The organism is Sulfitobacter sp. AS92 (genome assembly GCF_038900015.1).
Lineage (GTDB): Bacteria > Pseudomonadota > Alphaproteobacteria > Rhodobacterales > Rhodobacteraceae > Sulfitobacter.
The window spans coordinates 483,541-500,970 of sequence record NZ_JBBMQL010000002.1 but is presented as its reverse complement, the minus strand read 5'-3'; the positions used below and the strand labels follow the sequence as shown (position 1 = coordinate 500,970).

At 61.0% G+C, this 17,430-nt stretch carries 16 protein-coding genes and 1 tRNA gene; 7 read left to right on the top strand and 10 right to left on the bottom strand.

Translation table 11 applies throughout. From position 1 onward, the window contains the following. Positions 1–60: 60 nt before the first annotated feature. The 6 genes from WNY61_RS05565 to WNY61_RS05540 all read right to left on the bottom strand — a co-directional run bounded on the left by WNY61_RS05565 (position 61) and on the right by WNY61_RS05540 (position 6,502). A complete protein-coding gene (locus tag WNY61_RS05565; protein ID WP_342850458.1) occupies positions 61–831 on the bottom strand; it encodes a sugar transferase in 771 nt (256 codons plus the stop codon). Between the two features lie 612 nt (positions 832–1,443). After that, positions 1,444–1,518 (bottom strand) — tRNA-Glu (locus WNY61_RS05560). 112 nt (positions 1,519–1,630) lie between these two features. Beyond that, complete coding sequence (recJ, locus tag WNY61_RS05555; RefSeq protein WP_342850457.1) at positions 1,631–3,370, bottom strand: single-stranded-DNA-specific exonuclease RecJ; 1,740 nt, start codon at positions 3,368–3,370, stop codon at positions 1,631–1,633. Between the two features lie 52 nt (positions 3,371–3,422). Next, positions 3,423–4,385 (bottom strand): class II fructose-bisphosphatase, encoded by a 963-nt coding sequence (glpX, locus tag WNY61_RS05550; RefSeq protein ID WP_342850456.1) that lies wholly within the window; start codon positions 4,383–4,385, stop codon positions 3,423–3,425. A 280-nt stretch (positions 4,386–4,665) separates the two neighbouring features. Further along, complete coding sequence (locus WNY61_RS05545) at positions 4,666–5,952, bottom strand: homoserine dehydrogenase (RefSeq protein WP_342850455.1); 1,287 nt, start codon at positions 5,950–5,952, stop codon at positions 4,666–4,668. A gap of 103 nt (positions 5,953–6,055) precedes the next feature. Then, on the bottom strand, positions 6,056–6,502 hold the full coding sequence (locus tag WNY61_RS05540) for a hypothetical protein (protein ID WP_342850454.1): 447 nt from the start codon (positions 6,500–6,502) through the stop codon (positions 6,056–6,058). Positions 6,503–6,514: 12 nt separating this feature from the next. On the opposite strand from WNY61_RS05540, the gene WNY61_RS05535 reads away from it, so the two are divergent. Next, positions 6,515–7,099, top strand: coding sequence for a TetR/AcrR family transcriptional regulator (locus WNY61_RS05535; RefSeq protein WP_342850453.1), 585 nt, complete (start codon positions 6,515–6,517; stop codon positions 7,097–7,099). An 18-nt stretch (positions 7,100–7,117) separates the two neighbouring features. Here WNY61_RS05535 and WNY61_RS05530 read toward each other — a convergent pair whose 3' ends face one another. From WNY61_RS05530 to WNY61_RS05520, 3 genes are all read right to left on the bottom strand, one after another. Then, entirely contained in the window at positions 7,118–8,029 is a 912-nt protein-coding gene (locus WNY61_RS05530; RefSeq protein ID WP_342850452.1) for a pirin family protein, read from the bottom strand. Positions 8,030–8,130: 101 nt separating this feature from the next. Further along, positions 8,131–9,504 carry an L-serine ammonia-lyase gene (locus WNY61_RS05525; protein WP_342850451.1) on the bottom strand — a complete coding sequence of 458 codons (1,374 nt, stop codon included), beginning with the start codon at positions 9,502–9,504 and terminating at the stop codon, positions 8,131–8,133. Next, positions 9,504–10,196: a glutathione S-transferase family protein gene (locus tag WNY61_RS05520; RefSeq protein ID WP_342850579.1), complete on the bottom strand. Its 693-nt coding sequence runs from the start codon at positions 10,194–10,196 to the stop codon at positions 9,504–9,506. The genes WNY61_RS05525 and WNY61_RS05520 overlap by 1 nt, the downstream gene beginning before the upstream one ends. Positions 10,197–10,361: 165 nt before the next feature. Here WNY61_RS05520 and rpiA point away from each other — a divergent pair, with 165 nt between their 5' ends. From rpiA to WNY61_RS05490, 6 genes are all read left to right on the top strand, one after another. Continuing rightward, positions 10,362–11,150 carry a ribose-5-phosphate isomerase RpiA gene (rpiA, locus tag WNY61_RS05515; protein WP_342850450.1) on the top strand — a complete coding sequence of 263 codons (789 nt, stop codon included), beginning with the start codon at positions 10,362–10,364 and terminating at the stop codon, positions 11,148–11,150. Positions 11,151–11,212: 62 nt separating this feature from the next. Beyond that, complete coding sequence (gorA, locus tag WNY61_RS05510) at positions 11,213–12,592, top strand: glutathione-disulfide reductase (protein WP_342850449.1); 1,380 nt, start codon at positions 11,213–11,215, stop codon at positions 12,590–12,592. Positions 12,593–12,660: 68 nt separating this feature from the next. Further along, complete coding sequence (gene hflK, locus WNY61_RS05505; protein WP_342850448.1) at positions 12,661–13,890, top strand: FtsH protease activity modulator HflK; 1,230 nt, start codon at positions 12,661–12,663, stop codon at positions 13,888–13,890. Then, a complete protein-coding gene (locus WNY61_RS05500; protein ID WP_007119365.1) occupies positions 13,890–14,789 on the top strand; it encodes a protease modulator HflC in 900 nt (299 codons plus the stop codon). The genes hflK and WNY61_RS05500 overlap by 1 nt, the downstream gene beginning before the upstream one ends. After that, positions 14,786–14,980, top strand: coding sequence for a DUF2065 domain-containing protein (locus WNY61_RS05495; protein ID WP_342850447.1), 195 nt, complete (start codon positions 14,786–14,788; stop codon positions 14,978–14,980). Before WNY61_RS05500 ends, WNY61_RS05495 begins: the two co-directional genes overlap by 4 nt. Before the next feature lie 196 nt (positions 14,981–15,176). Further along, positions 15,177–16,661 (top strand): DegQ family serine endoprotease, encoded by a 1,485-nt coding sequence (locus WNY61_RS05490; RefSeq protein WP_342850446.1) that lies wholly within the window; start codon positions 15,177–15,179, stop codon positions 16,659–16,661. 56 nt (positions 16,662–16,717) lie between these two features. On the opposite strand, the gene WNY61_RS05485 is transcribed toward WNY61_RS05490, so the two are convergent. Next, the gene (locus WNY61_RS05485) at positions 16,718–17,269 is read right to left on the bottom strand and encodes a peptidoglycan-binding domain-containing protein (protein ID WP_342850445.1); all 552 of its coding nucleotides are present in this window, start codon (positions 17,267–17,269) and stop codon (positions 16,718–16,720) included. Between the last annotated feature and the right edge of the window lie 161 nt (positions 17,270–17,430).

Genomic DNA, 17,430 nt, shown 5'->3' with positions numbered 1-17,430 from the left:
TCGATTTTCTAAACATGAGGCGAAAAATTTCCGGTTGTTATCAGACGCGTCAAGCATCGCTCAGCACCCGGTTCGGCGCAAGACGACACCGACGGTTTTGAAAAGAATGGTCAGGTCCATGGGCAGCGAGATGTTGCGGCGATAGGCGCCGTCTACCTCATTGCGGTAGGTAAAGCGGCTGTTGTTGCGGGCAGAGACCTGCCACAGCCCAGTGATGCCGGGACGCAGGGCAAAGTAGGCTTTTGGGTCGCCATACATCTCCAGTTGGTCGGGCATCATCGGACGCGGGCCAATCAGGCTCATCTCGCCAGTCAACACGTTCCAAAGCTGGGGCAGTTCGTCCAAAGACGTGGCGCGCAGAAAGGCACCGACCCGCGTGATGCGCGGATCATTCTTCAGCTTTTGCATCTCATCCCATTCCGCGCGCATCGCGGGGTTTTGCGCAAGGTAGCCTTCCAGTACCGCATCAGCGTCGCGCACCATGGTACGCAATTTCAAAATAGAAAAGCGTTTGCCGCCACGGCCCAACCGCTGCTGCGTATAAAAGGGCTGGCCGCCTTCGATCCACAGCACCAAGGCACAAAGCGCAATAATCGGCAGCACAACGGGCAGGGTGGCAAGGATCAAGAGCTTGTCGAGAACCGGCTTAGCATAGCGGCCATAAAGGCCAGTCGGGCGCAGGCAAAAGGAGGCCAAACCGCGCGGCGCTTGCAACACAGCAGCGCCTGCAGCAGCAGGCTGCGCAGCGTTCAGCGCGCGGCCCATCATTGGGACCCCTGCGGAAAATTCCATCAGACCATAAGCATGTCTGTCGGCATTAAAGTACTTCATTCAAACCCCCCAGGGTTCTATCGCGTTCATCCGGGCCACAGCGGCTCTCGGCTTGTTCTCACCGGTTCATCTCGAAGGCGTATCCGGCCTATACGTTCAGGTAGGATATGTATCATTTGTTACCACCTTTTCGCCTTATTCGATCCATTTTCTAAGAAACAGACTGTTTCGATTTGGAGCGGATCGGCGGAAATTGACCAATGTCCTAGGGGGGTTAGAGCGGATCCGTATAGGGCAGATGGTGGGGCGAACACACGCGTTCAGCTGCCGGGAAGGGCCTTGCATCGACGGGTGTAGAGTTTTCTAAGAGTTTGATTAATAACGTAAAGATAAAATATGATGCGGGCGGAATGGGTTGCCAGAGGCGCCATGGATAGGCAGTCATCCAACGCTTGTGTGTCAGTCAGTTGGTGATGATTGGAGGGGGCAAGCTGTAGCACGCACTGGACCGGCTGACGCCGTTCTCACAATAATGTTAAGGCAACAAATGGGCGGCAGCGGGGCGCAGAGCTTGGGCGCGCGAGATTGAATCTGCTCAAAAGGCGAGTTCGCCTCAGAGGGATTCTCTGCGGTTGGGTTGGGTCTGTTTCGCTTGTCTAGGGGGAGGTAAAGTGGCAGCCCGTAGGGGAATCGAACCCCTCTTTCCAGGTTGAAAACCTGGCGTCCTAACCGATAGACGAACGGGCCACTCTGTGTCAGTGCAGCGTTTGAAGTGTTGCTGCTCTGTCTGTGAGCGGACGTTTAAGTAATCCTGCGGAGGGCTGCAAGCAGAAAAATGAACTTTTTCTAGAAAAAGTTTTCAGGCCTGTGCGGCGTCTTCCAAACGCAGTTGAACGCTGCGCCGACCACGGAAATTGTTGATGTCGAGACGCCCCGCGAGGTGGAAACGCGCGCCGCCGTGGTTCTCTAGCGCGGGGCCGAGGGGACCGTCGTAGGCACCGAAAGAAATCGCTTCCAGGTTCGCGCCCAGACCGTCTCCAAAACTGACTTTGAGGTGGTTCTCGCCCACGCGTTTGGCAAAGCGGATCTGCATGTCGGCGAAGGCATAGCGCGGGGCAGGGGCGCCGGCGCCGAAGGGGCCGGCTTGGTCAACCATCTCGGCCAGCTCCACCGTGGCCGCGCCGGGCATCATCATGCCGCAGAGGTTGAGATCTGCAGGGCCTGCCAAATGTGCGCCTTGTTTAGTGAGCAATTCGCCTAAGCGTTCCATGGCCGCATCGATTTTGTCTTCGGCCACGGTGAGGCCCGCCGCCATCTTGTGACCCCCGCCCTTGATCAGCAGCCCTTCAGCGGCAAGGCGCTGGATCGGCGCGCCAAGGTCGATGCCGCTGATCGAGCGGCCTGAGCCTTTGCCAATGCCGTCTTCGACGCCAATGACGATTGAGGGGCGGTTGGACGCTTCCTTGAGCCGTGAGGCGACGATGCCCACCACGCCGGGGTGCCATCCGGGCCCAGCGGCCCATGCCAGTGGTCCGTCAAAGCCGCGATCCTCAGCCTGTGCCATGGCGCTGGCGCGCACGGCGGCCTCGACCTCGCGGCGGTCGGTGTTGAGCTCGTCAAGGCGTTCGGCCAATGCGGCGGCCTCGTTTGGGTCGGCGGTGGCCAAAAGCCGCGCGCCGAGGTCGGCCTGGCCAATGCGTCCGCCCGCATTGATGCGGGGGCCGAGGAGGAAGCCGAGGTGATAGGCGGTAGGGGCCGTGTCCATCCGCGAAACATCTGCGAGCGCGGCCAGCCCGGGCCGCGCGCGGCGGGCCATCACTTTCAGCCCCTGCCGCACGAAAGCGCGGTTGACCCCGATGAGGGGGGCCACATCTGCCACGGTGGCCAGCCCCACAAGATCCAGCATCGACATCAAGTCCGGTCCTTTGCGGCCCGCTTCGCGCAACTGACGCCCCGCTTCGACGAGCATCAAAAAGACCACCGCAGCGGCGCAGAGATGCGCTAGTGTGCCATCTTCATCTTGGCGGTTGGGGTTCACCACGGCCAGTGCCTCGGGCAGCGTTTCGCCGCCCAAGTGGTGGTCGAGCACAATAACATCCGCGCCCTTGGCCGCAACGATTGGACCATGGGAAAGCGTGCCGCAGTCAACGCAGACGATCAGGTCATGCTCCGCCGCCAGCGCCGACATAGCCTCGTCATTGGGGCCATAGCCTTCGTCGATACGGTCGGGAATATAGAGCGTGGCGCGGTGGCCCATGTCGCGCAGCCAGACCAGCAGGAGTGCCGCCGAAGAGCCACCATCCACGTCATAATCGGCAAAGATGGCGATGCGTTCGCGGGATTGAAGGGCTGCGAGGAATCGCGTCGCCGCCGTCTCCATGTCGCGCAGACTGCGCGGATCAGGCAGGAGGTCGCGCAGGGCGGGGGCCAAGAAGCCCGCCGCCTCGGTGTCGACCACGCCGCGCCGCGCCAGCACTTGGCAGACCGGATCGGGTAGGCCCGCGCGTTGCACCAGCAACTCGGTCGCGCGGGTCAATTCCACATCAGGGCCGATCCAGCGCCGCCCGGTCAAAGATGTTTCGACACCGAGAAAGCTCATTCGGACCTCATTTGGTCATTATGGAAGGGGGTGGTGAAGGCCAGACTGGCCCTCACTCTGCCGGGGTGCGGTAGTTGATGCGGCGGACGGAGCCGGTGCGCGACCGCATGATCAGTGTCTCGGTGGTCAACCAGCCCGGCTCGCGCTTCACGCCCGGAAGGATGTTGCCGCCGGTGACGCCAGTCGCGGCAAAGATGACGTCTTGGGTGACCATTTCATCGCGGGAGTAGATGCGGTCAAGGTCGGTGATCCCGGCTTTGGCGGCGCGGCCTTTTTCGTCATCATTGCGGAACAGCAGGCGGCCATACATCTGCCCGCCCATGCATTTCAACGCGGCCGCGGCCAGCACCCCTTCGGGGGCGCCACCGGCACCCATATACATGTCGATGCCGGTTTCCGGGTCGGCGCAATGCATCACACCTGCCACGTCGCCGTCGGTGATCAGGCGGATGGCAGCACCCGTGGCGCGCACTTCTGCGATCATGTCGGCGTGGCGGGGGCGCTCAAGGATGCAGACTGTGATATCAGAAGCCGCGCAGCCCTTGGCGCGGGCCAGCGCTTCGACGCGTTCGCCGGGGGTCATGTCGAGCGTTACCACATCGGCGTCATAGCCCGGGCCAATCGCCAGCTTGTCCATATAGGTGTCGGGCGCGTGCAGCATAGAACCGCGTGGCCCCATGGCGATCACGGTCAGCGCGTTGGGCATGTCCTTGGCGGTCAGCGTGGTGCCTTCGAGCGGGTCCAGCGCGATGTCCACGCCGGGGCCATTGCCAGTGCCGACCTCTTCGCCGATGTAAAGCATCGGGGCTTCGTCACGTTCGCCTTCGCCGATCACCACGACGCCTGCGATGTCGAGCATGTTGAGCTGTTCGCGCATCGCGTTCACGGCGGCTTGGTCGGCGGCTTTCTCGTCACCCTTGCCGATCAGCTTGGCCGAGGCCAGCGCGGCGGCTTCGGAAACGCGGGCGAGGCCGAGCGAGAGCATGCGGTCTTGAAATTCGGCGGAAGCGGTCATGGAATATCCTTGGGATCAGATGGGTTTTCTGTCCTGTACCCTCGCGCGGGCCTCGGGGCAAGTTTTGGGTTGTGCGCAGGTAGCACTTGGCCCGGAAAGAAGCCGCAGGCGGCGGGCCGTCACGCCAAAGGCGTGCCGTATTATAAGGGCGCACCTTTGGTGCGACCGGGTAGGCGCTTTGGTGATGCTAGGTGCGCCCTCGCGAAACGCAGATCACGGACGCACTATAAAGTGGCGCGAAGAACCGTCTCATCGCCGACCCGCGGGCAGGCGATGACCCTCAGACCTCTTCGATCCGCAGCGCCACGGGCTCGCCCGCGAGCACGCCCGTCTTGTCCATATTCGCCAGCGCCTCAACCAGCGCATTGCGGCTGGTCTTATGCGTGACGATCAACACCGGCGCAGAGGTGTCGGCATGTTCATATTGCCGCATCCGGTAAATGCTGACGCCCGCTTCGCCCAGTACAGTCGCGATCTTTGCCAGCGCGCCCGGTTTGTCGACCAGCGCCATGCGCAGATAATAAGGGGCAGGGGTCTGGCTGCTGGAGGGGGTGGTTTGCTCAAGCGTGTCGGCAGGTTGTCCAAAAACCGGCCCGCAGAGCCCGCGCGCGATGTCGCAGACATCGGCCATCACGGCACTGGCTGTCGGACCTTCGCCCGCGCCTGCGCCGCGCAGCACGATCTGCCCCACCGCGTCACCTTCGATCACCACCATATTGGTGCCACCATCAAGCTGCCCCAGAGGCGAAGTCTGCGGCACAAGACAGGGCATCATGCGCTGCTCCAGCCCGCGCCCGGTCTTCTGAGTCACGCCCAGCAGTTTAATCTTATAGCCCATGTCGGCGGCAGCGCGGATGTCTTCGATCGCGACCCGCTCGATCCCCTCAAGCTGAATGCCGTCAAAGTCGATCTTGGTGCCAAAGGCGATGGACGACAGGATCGCCAGCTTATGCGCCGCGTCAATGCCGCCTACGTCCAGCTGTGGATCGGCTTCGAGATAGCCCAGCCCATCAGCCTCGGCGAAAATCTCTTGATAGGTTTTGCCTGAGTCCTCCATGCGGGTGAGGATGTAGTTACACGAGCCGTTCATCACCCCCATGATCCGGGTGATGCCGTTGCCTGCAAGCCCTTCCATCAATGTCTTGATGACCGGGATGCCACCCGCCACCGCCGCTTCATAGCGCAGCGCCACGCCCGCGGCTTCAGCCTGTTCGGCCAGCGCCTGACCGTGCATGGCCAGCATGGCTTTGTTTGCGGTGACCACATGTTTGCCAGCCGCAAGTGCTGCTTCGGTCGCGGCCTTCGCCGGGCCATCCGCGCCGCCCATCAGTTCGACAAATACATCCACATCATCGCGCGTCGCCAGTTTGACGGGATCATCTTCCCAATCGTAGGAGGCTAGTGAAAGCCCGCGATCCTTGTTGCGGGTGCGGGCAGAGACCGCAGATACCGTCATCGCGCAACCGGTACGGGCCTCTAACAGGGCGGCTTGCTGGCGCAAAATGCGCAGCACGCCCACACCCACAGTTCCCAATCCAGCAATCCCGAGGCGAAGCGGCTTAGACATGGTGGTGGTCCTTTTGGTCTGAACTGAGAGGCCCGGCAGGCTTGGCCGGGCATTGCCGCGATGTAGCTGGTTCAGCGCCTGCGTGCAACGCGCCAAACGCGCTTCAGAGTGCTGGTGTCTGCGCCAGACGTTCACGTTCGTCAGAGGTGATCCGCTGTTGGCGCAAACGTTCGGCCCGTGCGCGCAGCCGTGCCACCCGTGCGGCGGTGGTGGTATCAGTGCTATTGCTGGATACCCGTCCGGCGCGTGCCTCTAGTTGTGCTGCACGTCCGCTAAGCTCTGCTTCGGTCTGCACTGGGTCAATCCGCCCGGCCGTGGCTTGGGCCAAAAGGGGGTCGATCGGCACAATGTCGGGGTAGAGTGCGGCTTCGAGTTCGGGGGTGATCGTGCGATCAAGTTCGGGGAATTGCGCGCAGCCCGCGAAAAGCGTTACGCCTAGAAGCAAGGCGGCAATCGAAAGAGGGCGGGGCGCGGGCATGTGGATCATGCCTCGTTCTGCCCCAGTGGCGATCTTCGCGCAAGCGGGGTTTGCTTTTGAACGCTTGTTCATTAAATTGCCGCCATGGCAAGAACTACAGGCTCACACTCTGACATCACCGGCCCGCGCGTGCGCGCGGCTGCGCTGCGGCTTTTTGCGCGGGGGGGCTATGCTGCCGTGTCGATGCGCGCGATTGCTGCTGAGGTCGGCGTTCAGGCCGGGGCGCTCTATAACTATACGCCTGATAAGCAAAGCTTGCTGTTTGACCTAATGCAGACGCATATGACCGACCTGCTGGCGGAAACGCCTAGTGATGCTGATCGCACAGCCGTGCAGCAATTGCAGGATTTCGTCGCCTTCCACATCTCATTTCATGCGGATCGACCCGACGAGGTTTTCATCGCTTATATGGAACTGCGCAATCTAACGGAGGAGAATTTCGCCGTGATTGAGCGTTTGCGGCGTGAATATGAGGATGGGCTAGAAGCGATACTCCGCGCCGGCGTCGCCAGCGGTGATTTCTCCGTCGCCGACACCAAGATCGTGACGCTGGCGATCATCGCGATGCTGACGGGCGTGAACACTTGGTACCGCGCGGGCGGGCGGCTGTCGCTGGACGAGGTCGTCGCGCAATATTGGGATATGGTGCGCAAGGCCGTGACCGCCTGAGCGGCCACGGCCCTTCATTCAATGTGCAGGGCGGATGAAGGTCCCGTTGTTGAGATCGCGCATCGCCTGCTGCAATTCGGCGCGGGTGTTCATCACGATCGGTCCATGCCAGGCCACCGGCTCTTCAATCGGCGCGCCTGAGATGAGAAGAAATCGCACACCTTCCTCGCCAGCCTGAACCGTCACCTCATCCCCGGTGCCAAAGCGGATCAGCGTCCGGTCGCCCGACATGTCGCGGATGTTGACCTCTTCGCCGCCAACTTCTTTTTCCAGCAGCACACCCGAGGGGGCAGAGGCATCCGCGAAAGCGCCCGTGCCTTGGAAGACATAGGCGAAGGCCCGGCGATAGGTGTCGATCTTAAAGGTCTTCTTGACCCCTGCGGGCACGAAGACATCCAGATACTGCGGGTCAGCCGCGATGCCATCGACGGGGCCGCGTTTGCCCCAGAACTCGCCAGTGATGACTTTCACCCGCGTGCCATCGTCATCGGTCACCACAGGAATGTCGCTGGATTTCATATCCTGATAGCGCGGCGCAGTCATCTTTTGGGCCGAGGGCAAGTTACCCCAAAGCTGGAAACCATGCATCTGCCCGGCGGCATTCCCGCGCGGCATTTCTTGGTGCAGGATGCCCGATCCGGCCGTCATCCACTGCACATCGCCCGCGTTCAAATCGCCGGTGTTGCCCAGCGAATCCGCGTGTTCCACGGTGCCTTCAAGCACATAGGTAATCGTCTCGATCCCGCGGTGGGGGTGCCAAGGGAAGCCCTTCTCGAAATCTTCCGCACGGTCGTTGCGAAAATCGTCAAACAGCAGAAACGGGTCCAGCTCTGACGGATCCTGAAAGCCGAAGGCGCGGTACAGTTTTACCCCGGCACCTTCCATCGTGGGCGTGGCGCGGCGGGTTTCCAATGTGGGTCTGAGGGACATGGTCGTCTCCTTTGTTGTTTGACCCAAAGATAGGTGGCGCCCCTGCGCCTCGCAATTGGCCCGAATGAACGGCAGCTGTGCAAATTTGCGCAGCTGCGCCTTCAGCAGTTTGGCACGTTCACCGCTAGCCCGCCAAGCGACGTTTCCTTGTACTTCTCGCTCATATCAACCCCGGTCTGGCGCATGGTCTCAATACAAGCGTCCAGCGGCACCAGATGCGTGCCGTCCCCGCGCAGCGCCAATGAGGCCGCCGAAACCGCCTTGATCGCCCCCAGCCCGTTGCGCTCGATACATGGTACTTGCACCAGCCCTTTGACCGGGTCGCAGGTCATTCCGAGGTGATGCTCCAGCGCGATTTCGGCGGCATTTTCGATCTGCTCAGGCGTGCCGCCCATCACGGCGCAAAGCCCTGCGGCAGACATCGCGGCGGCGCTGCCCACTTCGGCCTGACAGCCCGCTTCCGCACCCGAGATTGAGGCATTGTATTTCACCAGCCCGCCAATCGCGGCGGCAGTGAGCAAGAAATCTTCGATATGCGCCTCGGATGCGCCTGGCACATGATCAAGGTAATAGCGCAGGGTCGCGGGCATCACGCCTGCGGCACCATTGGTGGGGGCCGTGACAACCTGACCGCCAGCGGCGTTTTCTTCATTCACCGCCATGGCATAAACGCTCATCCAGTCATTGATCGTATGCGGCGCGGATTGGTTCTGCCCCCGCTCGGCCATCAACGCGTCATGGATGCCCTTGGCACGGCGCTTCACCTGTAGGCCACCGGGCAGGATGCCATCTGTAGTCAGCCCACGGTCAATACAATCGCGCATCACTTGCCAAAGCCGTTTGCTGCCCTCGCGCAGGTTGTCAGCGCCGCCGCGCGCCTCTTCGTTGGCGCGTTTCATGCCAGCGATGGTCTTGCCGGATTTCGCCGCCATCTTAAGCATTTCTGCGGCGGACTTAAAGGGAAACGGCACCGGCGCGCCTTCGTCCGTGTCCTTGCCTGCGGCCAATTCCTTCTCGGTCATGACAAAGCCGCCGCCGATTGAATAATAGGTTTCGCGCAAGGCAACGTCGCCTTGGGCGTCGGTGGCCATCAGCATCATGCCATTGGCGTGGCCTGAAAGCTTGGTGTCATAGTCGAAAATCATGTCCTGCGCGGGATCGAAGCGCAGTTCGGGCAGGCCATCGACGGTGATGCGGTGGGTCTGCTTGATCTCTTCTAACACCTTCTTGGCGGCCTCGGCGTCATAATCCCCGGGCGTGAACCCGGCGAGGCCAAGGATCGTCGCGCGGTCTGTGGCATGGCCCACCCCGGTAAAGGCCAAACTACCATGCAAAGACGCGCGCAGCCCGGCGAATTTAAACGGCGAAGCGCGCATCTGATCAAGAAAACGCCCCGCGGCCACCATCGGCCCCATGGTGTGCGAAGACGACGGGCCGATGCCCACTTTGAACATGTCGAAAACGGAAAGAAACATTAGGTGGCGGACCCTTCTGGGGGTTGGGAGTATCGGGGTGCGGTGAAAGGGGTATCGCCCAGACCTTCGGCGTTTTGCAAGACGACTGTCGCGGGCAGGGCTTCAACGGCGGCGGAAAGTCGGGCCAGAGCCGGAGAGGCCGCAAGGGTGAACCAATCGCGCGGCTGGTCGGTAGGATAGAGCACCGGCCAGCGCAACAGGGCGGCGGTGTAGAAATCCAGCACCGTTGGGGCCGTCCCGCCCAGCAGCCAGCCACGTACCGCCTGTATCTCTAGCGTCGCGTAGTGCTGTGTGAGGTCGTTTCGCGTGCCCGCGCGCAGTGCGTCGACATGCGCGGGTGCGATATATTTCTCCGGGTAGAACAGCCGCCTGAGGGCAGGGTGGATCGTATTAGACAGGAAAAACAGCCATTTGAGGAAATCCCCACGCGCGGGATCATCCGGGCCGGGGCCAAGGCCGCCATGCCGATCCGCGAGATAAAGCAGTATCGCTCCAGTTTCAAAAAGCGGCCCTTCTGGCGTTTCCAAAACCGGGATCAGCCCATTGGGGTTCAACGCTCGAAAATCCTCGCTTTCCTGCGCCTTGGCACGGCGGTCTACAAGTGCGGCGCGGTAGGGCAGTCCGCGGTGCTCTAGCGCCAATCGGACGATTAGCGAAGCATTGTCAGGGGCGTAGTGCAGCACATAGGTCATGGCGCAGTGATAGCCGATCTGCGCCGCTGCGCCGCGATAAAAGCGACCCCTTTCGCGCCAGAGCGGCCAATCGGGCAGGCGCAGCCTCAAAAACCGCTGACTTGCCCCTCGCACACTATGCCAATTCGCCCTATAACGCGGCAAACGCCTCTAGGGAGCTGCCCCATGTCCGGAGAACTATCACCCATCGACAAGGCCAAATTCGTGGCCGCGAAACGGGCGTGTGACTTTGTGGAAGACGGGATGCGTGTCGGGCTTGGCACCGGGTCCACCGCCGCGTGGCTGGTGCGCTGTCTGGGCGAGCTGGTGCGCGACGATGGGCTGCGGATCAAAGGCGTGCCGACCTCATCACGGACTGCGCAATTGGCGCGGGATGTGGGGATCGAGGTAATCTCGCTCGACGAGGCGAAATGGCTCGACCTGACGATTGACGGCGCTGATGAATTTGACGGCGATCTGAACCTGATCAAAGGCGGCGGCGGTGCGTTGTTGCAAGAAAAGATCGTTGCGACCGCGAGCGACCAGATGGTGGTGATCGCCGATGTCGGCAAAGAGGTGCAGCATCTTGGTGCCTTCCCCTTGCCGATTGAAGTGATTCCCTTTGGCTGGCAGACCACACAGGCGCTGGTCGAAGAAACGCTGATCTCGATGGATGTGCTAGGCCTCAATTCGACCCTGCGGATGAACGGTGAGGTGCCCTTCATCACCGACGAGGGGAACTACATCCTTGATCTGCGGCTGAACCGCATCGGCAATGCGCGGCAACTGGCGCTGGTGCTCAACCAGATGCCCGGCGTGGTGGAAAACGGCCTGTTCATCGATATTTGTGACGCGGTTGTGATCGGTTACGGGGATGGCAGGGTGGAGGTGCGCGACATAAATGAAGGCACTGTGGCGACCGACCGGTTGGAATTTGTCGAGACCGACAACCTGTTTTCCGACCTGAGCGACTGACGCCCCAAGCAAACACGCGCGATCCCGCGCAAGACCAACAAACGATTAAGAGAGGCGCCCCAATGGCCAAGAATGAATTCGACTACGACCTGTTTGTCATCGGTGGCGGCTCGGGCGGTGTGCGCGCGGCGCGGGTCGCGGCGGGCGAGCATGACGCCAAAGTGGGTCTGGCCGAGGAAGACCGCTATGGCGGGACCTGCGTGATCCGGGGCTGCGTGCCGAAAAAGCTGATGGTGTTCGCCTCGGGCTATTCTGATGTGGTCGATGAGGCCAAGTGTTTCGGCTGGGATTTGAAGGCCGGGCCGTTTGATTGGCACGCCTTCAGCACCCGCTTGAATGACGAATTGGATCGCCTTGAAGGTGTCTATCGCAAGCTGCTGAAGAACTCGGGCGTAGAGACGTTTGATGCGCGCGCGCGGATCAAAGACGCGCATACCGTGGCGCTCTCCGATGGCACCGAAAAGACCGCGAAACACATTCTGATTGCCAGCGGTGGTCGCCCCGTGCGCCCGGACCTTGAGAACGCGGAATTGGGTCTGGTGTCGGACGATCTGTTCCATCTTGAACAGCTGCCCAAGTCGATCCTGATCATCGGCGGTGGATATATTGCCTGCGAATTTGCCTGTATCCTGAACGGGTTGGGTGTCGAGGTGACGCAGTATTACCGCGGCGCGCAAATCCTGCGCGGCTTTGATGATGAGGCCCGCGGTATGGTGGCCGAGATGATGCAGGAAAAGGGCATTGATCTGCATGTCGGCACCAACATTCTGGAAATGACACCCAGCCACGAAGACGGCAGCGGCCCGATGAAGGTCAAACCCACGAACGGCACTGAAAAGATGTTCGATCAGGTGCTCTTTGCCACGGGCCGTCGCCCGAACAGCGATGATATGGGGCTGGAAGAGGTCGGTGTGAAACTGGGCCGTGGCCACGAGATTGAGGTCGATGAGTACAGCCAGACTGCCGTGCCTTCGATCTATGCTATCGGTGATGTAACCAACCGTGTTAACCTAACCCCCGTGGCGATCCGCGAAGGCATGGCCTTTGTCGAAACGGTATTTGGCGGCAAGCCGACCCCGGTCGACCATGATCTCGTGCCCTCAGCGATCTTCACACAGCCAGAGATGGGCACAGTGGGTCTGAGCGAGGAAGACGCCCGCGACAAAGGACCTATCGAGGTCTATGCGACTTCGTTCAAACCGATGCAGGGCGCTTTCGCTGGCAAGGCCGACCGGGTGCTGATGAAACTGATCGTTTGTGCGGATACGCGCGTTGTTTTAGGCTGTCATATCGTCGCACCAAACGCGGGTGAATTGATCCAGATGGTGGGCATTGCGGTCAAGATGGGCGCTACGAAAGAGCAGTTTGACGCCACCTGTGCGGTACACCCGACCATGTCCGAAGAGCTGGTCACGATGCGCAATCCGGTGCGAACTGCTTGAATTCCACGCAATAGCGTACAATTTTTAGAACGATAGGCCGCATGGGCGGCCAAGAGGGGAACATAACAATGGCAGGAAATTCGCAAGGCCCTTGGGGGGGCGGCGGAGGCGGCAACCGGGGCAACGGCGGAGACCGTGACACCGGTGGAGACCGTAACGACGGAGGACGCAAGGACGTGTCGAAAGGCCCGCGTGGGCAGGGCGACCGTCCGCAGATGCTTGAGATCGACGATCTGGTCCGCAAGGGTCAAGAGCAGCTGCGCGTCCTGATGGGCGGCCGTGGTGGTGACCGGGGCAATGGCACTGGCGGCGGCGGACGTGGTCCCGGTGGCCCGGGTGTGACCCGCAGCACCGTTGGCATCGCGCTCTTGGCCGGTGTGGCGCTTTGGGGGTTCGCGAGCTTTTATACAGTACGTCCCGAACAGCAGTCGATTGAGCTGTTCTTGGGCGAGTTTTCCGGCATCGGCACTGAGGGTCTGAACTTTGCCCCTTGGCCGCTGGTCACGGCAGAGGTCTTTGACGTCACCACCAACCGTACCGAAGAACTCGGTGTGCGGCGCGGGACGGGCGGCAACGAAGGTTTGATGCTGACCACGGACGAGAACATCGTCGACATCGACTTTCAGGTCGTCTGGAACATCAAAAACGCACGCGACTTCAAATTCTCGCTGCGCGACCCTGAAGCATCTGTGCGTGCGATTTCCGAATCCGCGATGCGCGAAGTTATCGCTCAGTCCGAGCTTGCGCCGATCCTGAACCGGGACCGGGGTGCCACGGCAGACCGGGTGAAGGAGTTGATCCAAACCACGCTCGACAACCGGAACACCGGCATCAATGTGCTGCGTGTCAACGTGAACAAGGTCGACCCGCCAAGCCAGACTGTGACGGTTACCAATGCCGCGGGTGAGACCACGACCCAATCGGTTGTCGATGCCTTCCGCGACGTGCAAGCCGCCGAGCAGGAGCGCGACCGGGTGGAGCGTCAGGCCGATGCCTATGCCAACCGCCGCACTGCCGAAGCACGCGGTGAATCTGCGGTGCTTTTGGAAGCCTCCGAAGGTTACCGCGCCCGCGTGGTGAACGACGCGGTGGGTGAAGCCAGCCGGTTTGAAGCTGTACTGGAAGAATACCGCAACGCGCCCGAAGTGACGCGCAAGCGGCTGTATCTTGAGACGATGGAGAAGGTGCTGGGCGACGTGGATAAAATCATCCTCGAAAATGGCAGTGGCCAAAATGGTCAGGGCGTTGTCCCCTATCTGCCACTGAACGAGCTGCGACGCAGCGGAGGGTCGAACTGATGCGGAAAACTAGCCTTATTATCCCCATCGTGGTGATCGCCATCGTTGGAATCCTCTCGGCTGTATTCGTCGTGGACGAGCGTGAGAAAGCGCTGGTTCTGCGATTTGGTCAGATCAAACAGGTCCGCAACGAGCCGGGCATTGGTTTCAAGGTGCCTTTCTTGGATGAGGTCGTGCGCTACGAAGACCGCATTCTGTCGCTGGAAACGCCGGTGATCGAAGTCACCCCTGCCGATGACCGCCGTTTGGAAATCGACGCCTTCGTGCTCTACCGGATCGACGATATGGTCCAGTATCGGCAAGCTTTGGGTGCAGGCGGTGAACGTCAGGCCGAAAGCGAAATGGGCGGCATCATGGAAAGCCAAATCCGTGCCGTGCTCGGTTCGCAAGGTGTGACTTCCAACACGATCCTCTCGCCCGAGCGGTCTGACCTGATGGAACAGATCCGTGTGCGTGCAGATGCCCGTGCACAGGCGCTTGGTCTCAAGGTCGTCGATGTGCGTTTGCGTCAAACTAACCTGCCCGAGCAGAACTTTGACGCGACCCTGCAGCGGATGATCGCCGAGCGTGAGCGTGAAGCCACCGATGAACGCGCCCGTGGCCGCGAAGCCGCGCAGCGTGTGACTGCCCTTGCAGATCGTACCTACGAAGAGATCCTTTCGGAGGCGCGCCGTGATGCGCGGATCATCGAAGGTGAGGCCGACGCGCAGCGGAACAACATCTTCGCTCAGGCCTATGGCAAGGATCAGGAGTTCTTTGAGTTCTACCGGTCGTTGACAGCCTATGAGCAGGCGCTGCAGGGCGATAACTCGACCATGGTGATGTCGCCAGATAGCGAGTTCTTCAACTACCTGCGCTCGGATCAGGGCAGCCGCTCTGTCGAGGGCGAACGCGAGTGAGCCTTGTTTTACTGGCTTTAGGGTCGGTTCTGATTTTCGAGGGGCTGGTGTACGCACTGGCCCCTTCGTTTTTGGAGCAGATGCTTGAGATGCTACGCCGCATCCCCGAGGCCGCTCTGCGTCAACTCGGCGCGCTGGCGGTGGTGGTCGGATTGATACTGGTCTGGTTGGCGTTCCAATTGGGCGTTTAGATACGGCTCACATGCGCCGCTCATGGGGGCGCGTTTCGGTCAAATCGTGACTGTGCTAATGGACAGGTCCACGAAATCGTCATGCCCCCGGCAGTTGAAATGCCGGTGATCGACCCCATCTTTCCTGTTGCAGCGCGTCCCTTCGGACTGCACTCTGCCCACGTTGGCAACAACAGGAACAATCAGGAGACGATGAATGCAGGCCAAGGCGGTTTCCCTGTCCAAAACAGCACAAAACACCCAATGGATGCGAGCGATGGCAATGGGGGTGATGGCGCTGACCCTCTTGATCCTGCAAGCCAGCATGGCGCTGGCCAAACCCGAAAGCCTTGCCCCACTGGCGGAAAAGATCAGCCCGTCGGTGGTAAATATCACCACCTCAACCACGGTTGAGGGCCGCACCGGACCGCAGGGCATCGTCCCCGAAGGCTCTCCTTTTGAGGATTTCTTTCGCGAATTTCAGGACCGCAACAACGACGAGGGGGACCGTCCGCGTCGGTCTTCGGCGCTTGGGTCAGGTTTTGTGATTTCCGAAGATGGCTATGTGGTGACGAACAACCACGTCATCGAAAGCGCCGATGAGATCACGATTGAGTTTTTCTCGGGCGAAGAACTGGTGGCCAAAGTCATCGGCACCGATCCCAAAACCGACATTGCGTTGCTGAAAGTCGAAGCCAGCCAGCCGCTGCCATTCGTTTCCTTCGGCGACAGCAACGCCGCGCGTGTCGGCGATTGGGTGATCGCGATGGGCAACCCGCTGGGGCAGGGGTTCTCTGTCTCTGCAGGCATTGTCTCGGCGCGTAACCGGGCGCTGTCGGGCACCTATGACGACTATATCCAGACCGATGCGGCCATTAACCGGGGCAACTCAGGTGGGCCGTTGTTCAACATGGATGGCGAAGTGATCGGCGTAAACACAGCGATCCTGTCGCCCAATGGTGGCTCCATCGGGATCGGCTTTTCGATGGCCTCTAACGTGGTGACACGGGTGATCGACCAGTTGAAAGAGTTCGGCGAGACGCGTCGCGGCTGGCTTGGCGTTCGCATCCAAGATGTGACCGATGATGTGGCCGATGCCATGGGTCTGAAGAAAGCCGTGGGCGCGTTGATCACCGATGTACCAGAAGGCCCGGCGCGTGAAGCGGGGCTTAAGACCGGTGACGTGATCAAATCCTTTGATGGCGTTGAAGTGGCCGATACCCGCGGCTTGGTCCGTCAGGTGGGCAATAGCCCTGTGGGTGCGACTGTGCGTGTCACCGTCCTGCGTGATGGTAAGACACAAACCATTAAAGTCGTACTGGGCCGCCGTGAAGATGCCGATGGTGCGGTCCCTGCGGCAATGGACGAAAACGCTGATGAGGGTACCGAGGCCGAGCCGCAGTCGACAATGCTGATGGGGCTGACCCTGACACCGCTAAGCGATGCGCTGCGTGCCGAACTTGGAGCCGACGATGGCACGACCGGCCTCGCGGTAGCAGACGTTGATCAGACTTCGGAGGCTTACGAAAAGGGTCTGCGCATGGGCGACATCATCACCGAAGCAGGGCAGGAAAAGGTGACCAGCATTTCTGATCTGGAAGCACGGATTGCTGCGGCGAAGGATGCAGGTCGCAAGTCGCTGTTGTTGTTGGTGCGTCGCGGCGGTGACCCGCGCTTTGTGGCGCTGTCGCTGGCTGAGTGATCTCACCGAAGATATGTATTCAAGGGCGCCTTCGGGCGCCCTTTTTCGTATCGCAGTCAGCCGCCCTGTCTGGGCACGGCGACCAGCCCAAGCGCGCGGGCGGTGGTGAGGGAAAGAACTTCACTGTTCGGCCCCTGTCGCGCCTGATAGCGGCGGACGGCCTGCCGGGTGGCGGTATCCATCGCGCCCGTGATCGGCCCCGCGTAGTAGCCGCGCGCCTGTAGCGCCCGTTGCAGCGTGCTGTTGAATTCGGCCGTCAGCACATCGGGGCAGGGGGTCTCGAACCAATTATCGACCCGCGCGCGCACGATCTCTTGCCGGGTTTCGGTCTTGTAGACGGGCGGCTTGGTGATGCTGCCATCGGGGTTCATCTTGGCGGGTGTGATTTCGACCTGTTCGGTCACCGTCTCAATCACCGCCGGGCTAACCGTGCGGCCCCAGCAACTGCCCTCAGCCGCACCTGCGGGGCCGTTGCGCGTCGCCTCCAGCACGCCCGGTTCGGGGCGCGATGCGGAAGAAGCAGTGCTGTCACACCCCGCAATCCCGGCAATAGCCAGCAGCATCGCCGCGCGCAGGGTGGCGGATCGGGATGGGTTGGGCTGTTTCATGCCGTTTCTTTCGGGCTTGCCTGTTGTTTGCGCCGCAGATTAGCGGCTTCGGCAGGGCTTGCCCACAGCAATGTCGCGCGCCGCGTGACCTCACGAAAAGGGGACTAGAACCGCCCGCCATAGCCCGCTAAACAAGGCCGAACTTCTTGGACGAAAGGGCA